The organism is Fibrobacter sp., assembly GCA_024398965.1.
GTDB lineage: Bacteria > Fibrobacterota > Fibrobacteria > Fibrobacterales > Fibrobacteraceae > Fibrobacter.
On the sequence record JAKSIF010000008.1, the window covers coordinates 92,349 to 100,703 of the forward strand.

Annotated in this window: 1 protein-coding gene; it reads left to right on the forward strand. The window is 48.4% G+C overall.

The features are described 5' to 3' along the window. Nucleotides 1–9 precede the first annotated feature (9 nt). Nucleotides 10–8,355, forward strand: an 8,346-nt coding sequence (locus MJZ26_05700) for a hypothetical protein (protein MCQ2105267.1), incomplete at its 3' end; no start/stop codon positions are given.

Below are 8,355 nucleotides of genomic sequence, written 5' to 3' on the forward strand. Positions count from 1 at the left end.
GAGAATCTTATGAAGAAGATCTCGGAATACTTTGGTTTGGTAACCCTTATGGTGGCGTCTTTCGCCTCCGTTTCTATGGCGCAAGGTACGAGCCAGGTGACGAAGTTCCTGTGTCGTTTCCCAACCTACGATTCGTTCGGTACAGAAGAAATCAAGGTTGCCAATGAGAACATACTTAGTAACCTAGAAAATTGCGATTTGGATGATAGTGATTATCCTATTGTTTACAAATGCACCCTTCACGGGGAAGAGATTTCCTTACCCACCGGCTATCCCGATTACTCCTGTACGGAATATACGTACGACAAGACCTACTTCTGCTTGAAGCTGGATGGTGATGCTATCAAGCTGAAACAGTCCGATGTAGATCTGCTTGCCGACGGTTATACTTGCTTTGAGGATTGGTTTACTGAACTGGATGTCTCCTATGCTAGTGCGCAGGTCAGCTCTCGCAATGTAAGTGGTGGTGTCCTTGGTTTTATCAGTGAAAATTCCGCCTCTGCCGATAAGCTTGTTCTTGAGTCCGATATTGATTTTGGTGAGATGGGGGCTGATGGTTCCTGCAATAGGCCTTTTACCGCACTTATCAGTAGTTCCATCAAGACGGTTGATGGCGACTCTCACAAAATCAAGAATCTTTGCAACACTTCCGGTGGTTTTGCGCAGTCTCCTTACGGTAATGGTTATGATGCAGCCCCCGTGAACATTAATTTTAAGGATATCACATTTGAGACTGCCCGTGTACACGGGGGTGTCCTTGCTGAATCCTGGGGTGGCTCTGACGGTAGCAGTGTTGTCAGTGCTGTGAATGTTACTGTAGATGGCGCTGTTGTAACTGCTGCTTCTGGGACGGCTGGTGGCTTGACCGGTTTCCTTGAACCCGGTTCCGTGCTTGATGGGGTTACTGTAAGTAATGTAACCGTTGAAGGTGAAAGTAGTTATGACCGTGTAGGTGGTATTGCCGGAGCGATAAATGCAGATGCATACGGCTACGCTTATAGCACTTCGATTATGAAAACACGAGTCATGGGCACTAATTCTCTTAAAGGTAAAAATGCTGGTGGCCTTATTGGTTACATAAGCCATAACGCAGATGTTACCATTTCTAACTCCAAGGTGTCTGGCGTTACGGTTAAGGGCTCCTATGCCGGTGGTATGGTTGGCTTTATTGAACCTAAGGCTTCCTCCGTCAGTGTCATCTTTACCAGTGATACCACGGATCAGTCGACTGTTACTGCTGCAGGGTATGAGTCCTATAGTGCCAGAGATAACTTGATGGAAAGTGGTGTTGGGGCTAAGGCTGCGTTTGCTGGCGGCTTGATTGGCGCTGCCCAGACTTCTCGCGATTATTCTGGAGATGTGCAACACACGTTAATGATGACGATTGAAGATTTTTTGGGAACAAACTTGACCATCAATACTGATGTTGCAGCAGCAGATCAGCCTACTGGAACGGATCCTAAAAAAGTGTTCCTGGGTGGTGTGGCTGGCTACATGTTCGTTTCTGGTGATGGAATGATATCCAGAAAAATGAAGGTGTCCTCTTTATCGATTACCAATAACGAAATAGATGCAGAATCCTATATGGGCGGTATCTATGGCCAGGTTACAGCAAAGGGTACCAAGGGTGCAACGAATTTTGCAAAAGATACCGTAACTTCGGCAACCCTTTCTAAGGGCGCCTATGCAGGTGGTTTTATCGGTCATTTGTATGGTGCTGATGCGTATTCAGGATCTTCTGCCGTTATGGAAGACTCCTACTTTAGTGGAGCTATAAACCCCAGTTGCGGTAAGCGTTCTGCCATTGGTGGCTTTGTGGGCTATTTCGAAGCAAAGAAAACTGACGATAGCTATGTGGATATTAACAAGTCTGTAGTAGAAGCCGACATTACGGAAAATTTTGGTAAGTGTGGAACCGATGATGTTGCAGGAATTGATTCCTCCAGCGTCGGTGGCCTTGTCGGTCGAACTGCGGAAAATAATAGAGCTCGTATAAGAAATACGTATCTCAAGGGTAATATCACCTATAGTGCCCCGGATGGATTGACGACTGCCTGGGTTGGTGGTATTCTTGGATCATCGGAGTCATATGGTGATCGATGCATTATTAACGACAAAACCATAATTTATTCCACTTATCGAATTACCACGGATGATGTTATCACTGGTGTCGGTGTATGTACTGAAGACGAATGGCATCTAGGTGTTCCTAACTGGAGTGCTTCTATTGGCAACGAAAGTGTCAAATCTTTCCTAAATCTTCGTACTTCAACAGGAACCTCGACTGGACCGTTTGGTTATCGTAATAACCATTTATACACAAGCACATGGGGCGATAACGATTCTTATTCGATCCTTAAGGATGGATCGAGTGTCAATGGAGAAGTTTCTCAGGATGTGTTAAAGTCCGATATAGCTGCAGCAGTCTTTAACACTGTTGATGGTGTATGGACTCGCAGTGAAGCTGTTAACGAAGGCTATCCCAGCTTTGCCGATGACGAAAACCTGCCCATATACACGGTAGTCTTCGACCTGTCTTCGGCATTTAGCGATTATGCAGCTGCAGATGATCCTGATGCCGCAACAACTCCTATGCCATCGGAAATGCAGGATCTTTTGGATCGCTATGAACCCTACGAATACTACTCCTATATTGTAAATGACTGGAGTAGTTCTCGCTCTAGTTACATGCGTCAGGGTGTCGTAGCCTATACCAATAACAAGGGACAGTTGCCTGCGGCTTTGGTGGCCGACATGAAGACCGTTGCCGATAATTCTTACTGGGTAGGTAAGGTTGGAACTACAGACTACAAGCTGAATTCTACCGAAACTTACTCTGCCCCGCTGGTTTATACCCTTACTCCCAAGAAAACATACCAGTTTGTGTATAGGAATTGCTTCTATGATGGCGGAATGGTATGCTATTCTTCCGATGAAGGAGGCTTCTTCTTGTCCGCCGCATTGGACGAGGTTTCCGATGATGGTTCAAATGATTGGACGTTGTTGCCTACTTTCTGGAATACAATCGATAATCAGTACTATGATGCGGTCCTTTTGATAAAAGAAACCGATTTTACTGCAAATGTTGTAAATGCTGCTGGAGAAGATGCCTTTGATGCATCTAACATCATTGCTGGAGAAACTATTTATACCTATGGAGCCTTGATTGACTATCTGGTGAAAGGGAATGTTCCCTCTACAGAACCACTCTACTTCGTCTATATCAACTCTAGCACGAGGAGCAACGCTGCCAGTGCGCAACTTGTTGTACGTTCTTCTGGACTGTATGACAAGTGGGTCGGTAACATCAATTACTACAACGCAGGAACAGATCAGATTCTTCCTCAGAAGCTGAGCTACGAAAAGGCTGCCATTAATGATAGTAAGAATCCGGTTTACGTCCCCTTGACCAACAATTTGAGCTTTGACTTTGTCGCTCCGGGTTATACTTACGACGGTTACAAGGCCTCCTTTGTAATTGGAGGAGCTACCCCGGCAAAGACAGACGCTCCCACCTACTTTGCAGGCAAGAATGAATTCCAGGCCTTGATCAACGATTCGAAATACGAGGCTGGATGGACTACGGAATTGCTTGATGCCGGTACACCCTTGAACATGGATTCTGTTGCAATCGGTAAGGGCCGCTTGATGGAAAGTGCCGCTGCAACTTTGACGTCTCAATTGATCATTGAACCGGTGCTTACAAAGATTCCCTACACGGTTACGTTCAACCTGGACGCATTCACCGATGTCTACTATGGTGATGACGAAACCGAAACCGAATGCGCCAAGGGCACCGCAGCAGAAGGCGCCTGCCCCAAGAAGTATGTTATCAATGATGTTTACTTCCCCAGGAAAATCTATGGTGCCGTGAACGTTGCAGGCGAGAAGAGCTACCAGAAAGTCCAATGGCGTGTAAACGAAAACGATGATAATGGTATTTCCGTCTTGCAGCTGACCGTTAACAATCTTAGAGAAAAGACAGCCGATGAACTGAACAGTCTCACTGAGACTGAAAAACTGGATTACATCAACAAATATATTCAGAGCACTGCTGATGCAGATGGCAATTACTCGTTTACGATGTATGGCTTTGCTGAGGCCAATGTAAAGCTAGCCTCTTCCATGTACTTGGAAATGTTGGGCGTTGCCTCCGCATACGACAAGGATGATCCGTCCCAAAACGTTAAGGACTTTGTCCTGACAGACGAAGCTGATTACCATGGTCACTTTGAAATCTCCCAGAAGTATGGTGCAGGTGTTGACGATGTGTCTACCCATACGTCTACCTGGTCTCGAATCATGGACATGGGCTCTCCCAACTATAAGGACTGGAGCCACAACATCCTTATTCCGGGTGCAAATGATACCCTGTACTTTGATGTGAAGTTCGTTCCCGATGCAGGTTACGATATTGAGTATATATCCTACGAAACCACAGCCAGTGGCTACAGTGCCGGTCCTGCTCCTGGCAAGCCGGAAAATCCCTTTGGTTATGACAACGACACTAAGAAGCTGGTCTTGAACCCGTACCTGGTCAACATGGCCGCGTTCTACGTCAAGTTTATCTCTAACGACTATAACGTCTCCTTTACAGCTCCTGAAGAAGGTATGTACATTACCGGGGACGACTGGGGCCGTGACTGGACTTCGCCTCAGGCCTATTCTGCCGCGGATATAAACAAGGACTTCCCGAAGATCTATGCTCTTGATAAGTGCTACGGATGGTCTCCCAGTGTAACTCCGGAAGAATTGCCTGATGAATGGCCCTTCCCGGCAACGAAGCTTACAGAAGAGGTGATGAAGTACCTTTCTCTCGGAACTGAAAATACCTTAGTGCTTGAAGAATTGGTTCCCTGTAATCCTCGCACGAAATCCATAACCGTATCGAGTAAGTTCGGTACTGTAACGCTGTCTCAGGTTATTGGTGACGGCGAAAATGTGTATCCCTTCAAAGAGGGTGGCTATACAAGGGTTCCGTCGACTGTAGAGGGAATTCCCTTCCAGATTAAGATTGAACCTCTTGAAAGCTATGTCGTGAAGAGCATTACCTATAGCTTCCGTAATCAGTACAATAATCTGGAATCGACTCTTCTGGACTACGATCCTGAGTATCTTCCCGGGATTGTTGTTCAAGGTCTTCACGACAGTCCATCTATTGACGTGGAATACTACGCTCCTGGTTCGCGCTTTGTAAAGTATGACCTGGGTATTGGTGAAACGGATTCTGCCGAAGTCTACTTCCCCGAAGACGCTCTGCTGACCCAGACGTTCACCATGGAAGATGCGAACGAAACTAAGCCGTGGCAGCCCTACAGGGTTGGTAAGCATTTCAAGGGCTGGTCCTTGACTCCTGAAAGCGATGTAGTCGATATCGATCTTTATTCTTTAATTGATGCGGATCTCATTTCCCGCCTGAGCATGAAGGAAAACTATCCCACCACACTGTACGCCGTGTGGGATGAAAACTTTGATGGTGGTCAGGTGATGTTCGACCTTGAACAAGGTGATGTGGAACATGGTTCCGTGAAGGTATACCAGGAATGGGATGGCAAGAAAATCTACCATGACATTTCTGACGCTGTGACCTTGGTCTATAAGCAAGAGGGTGAAAGCTATCTCTTTGGTGTAGAAGCTATTCCTGACGCCGGTTACGAAAATGCAGGAGTCTCTGTTGTAAGACTTTGCGCTGATGGTTTGGATGCCGAAAGATGTGAAGGCACGACCTTTACTCCCGATGACAATGGTATCTATAGCATTTTGGCTGCCTGGACGTCTGCAGTCGATGTGGCCAGCACCATCAGGGTTTCGGCAACCTTCGCCAAGACCGCTTACAACTTCGCCTTCAATATGGGTAATGCCCCATCCAGTGTCTACAAGACTTCGGAATGGATTGATTCCAAGGATAATATGCAGCTGGACGAAGTGTTCCCCGAAGGTGTTGCCCGTACCGATGCCTGCTTCGGTGGTTGGGCCTTTGCAGATGGCGAATCCGTTGGCTTCAGCAAGCTGAGCGGCGACGACTTCTTTGCCGCACTTGCAGCAGCAACTCCTGAGAAGCAGACTGTTCCGCCTGCAGACCCCGATGGCGAAGCTGGCGAAATCGACGTCTATAACCTCTACCCGGTTTGGACAACTACCGACTGCGCTCCGAAGACTGTGAAGGTTGCTTCCAGCAATGCTCCTAGCAGCGGCAAGTTTGTCTTGACTCAGGGCGCAATCAAGCTGGATGTCACTGCAGCTGGCGTTACGGTTCCTGCCGATGCCAAGATGGATGTTCAGTTTGTTGTTGGTGCAGGCGCAAGTGTCGACGCCGCTGTAACCTACGACGTAGCCCTGCTTGACGCTGATGGCGAACCGGTCAACGAAGGCCTTAACGACAGCAAGCTCACTCCTGTCGATAACGTAGCCTCCTACACCTTCGCAGGTAGTGTTGCTGTTACGGACGATGAACTTGAGGTTGTTTCTTATAACTTGAGCGCTACGGTCGAGTACGACGAAATGACCGTGGTCTTCGACGTGAATGCCGGTGACGAAGATGTGTTCTACGGAAGCGACTGGAAGAAGACTGCCACCTACTCCATGGACATGGCCGCAGACGAACTGAAGCTCCCCAAGAACATTTATCGTTCCTACATCAGGCTTCTTGGCTGGTCTTTCTCTACTGATGAAGATGCTAATATCTATACCGCCTTCGACAGCGACATGGTTGGCGAGTACATCGAGGCAAAGGCCGCTTCTGCCGATGGCTCTGTAACTCTCTTTGCCCGTTGGGATGAATCCGAAGGCCCGCAGGTTTACACTGTTGTGAACGGCATGTCTGAAAAGGGTGTTCTCCACCTGGCTCAGACCGTGGGTACAGAAGAAGTTCCCTACGTTGTTGAACAGGGTATGCAGATTCCGGTTGCCGCCGAAACTGAATTTACCGTAACCTACGAACCTAAGCCCGGCTATAAGGTGGTTAGCTTCAAGGCTACCGACCTGCAGGGTGTGGAAATTGCTGACGCCATTACAACCACAATCGCCGCTGACGTGGTGGTTGGTACGTTTAGCCTGAACAAGGATATCGTGATCGTTGCAGTTCTTGAAGCTGCTGGTTACGAAATCGTTCTTGACGCAAATGTGGAAGCCGATGCCGAAGATCCTCTGTTCTACGGTTCTGATTGGGAATCCGTCAAGGAATTCGACCTGACCGACAACAAGGAACTTCCCACGAACCTGTATCGCTCTGGTCACAAGGTCACTGGCTGGACCATGACTCTCGACGCAGACGCACCGGTCTATAAGGAATTCAATGCTACTTTGGAAGCTGCAGCAACTGCTGCTGCAACTGGAGATGTTCCTGAAAAGCTCAAGCTGTACGCACACTGGGAAGCTTCTTCCGAAACCGCTATGACAGTTAAGTCTGCCAACAGCGCAGAAGAAGGCTCCCTGAAGATCTTCCAGGCTGTAGAAGGCAACAACACAACTCCGATGGTTGTTCCTGCTGAAGGTCTTGTTGTGCCTGTGGGCTTGAACGACGTGCAGCTTGTTGCAGTCTTTAGCCCGGCCGAAGATTTCACCTTGACCGATGACTTCTATATGTTTGTTAAGGCCGACGGTGCCGATTCCGCAGCCCTGGAAAAGGTGGCGGATGGTGCTGCCTTTGCTTTGGCTCGTAACGTTTCCATTATGGCTCCGGTCATCCAGAAGAACTACAAGTTCGCCTTTGATGTAAACGCCGGCGATGCCAACGTGTTCTACGACAATGCTCTGCCCGAAACTGCCACTTACAATGTGGATGCAGAAGAAGCCGATCGCGTTCTTCCCACCGGTATTTACCGCGCAGGCAAGACTCTTGATGGCTGGGCATTGTCTGCCAACGCTACTAGCGGCGTAAAGGTCTTTGACGCAGCCTTTGTTTCTAAGGTGCTGGCCTCTGACGCTCCGGATGCTGCCGGCGTAAGAACCCTGTATGCCGTATGGACTGCTTCTACGGAAGAGCCGATTGTGGTGACCGTGGATGTGGAAAATGCTTCCAGCGGTACCATGAAGCTGTATCAGGTTCTTGGCGATGCCGCTGCCGACAAGGTTGAGCTGGCTCTGGTGAACAACCAGGTGTCTGTTCCGGCTGTTGCAGGCATGAAGATTTCTGCAGACTTTACCTTGGCTGACAACTTCGAATTCACGGATGCAACTCCCATTGTCGTAACGGCTGCCAGCGCCACCGCTGATGATGAACCGGCTGTCTATGCAAATGGAAGCGCCTTCGAAGTTACCGAGAACGTGACCATTTCTGTGAACGTGAAGACCGATAGGCCGACCTTCGCCTTTGATGCAAATGCAAACGGTGGCATGGTCTACTATGTTGGCGAC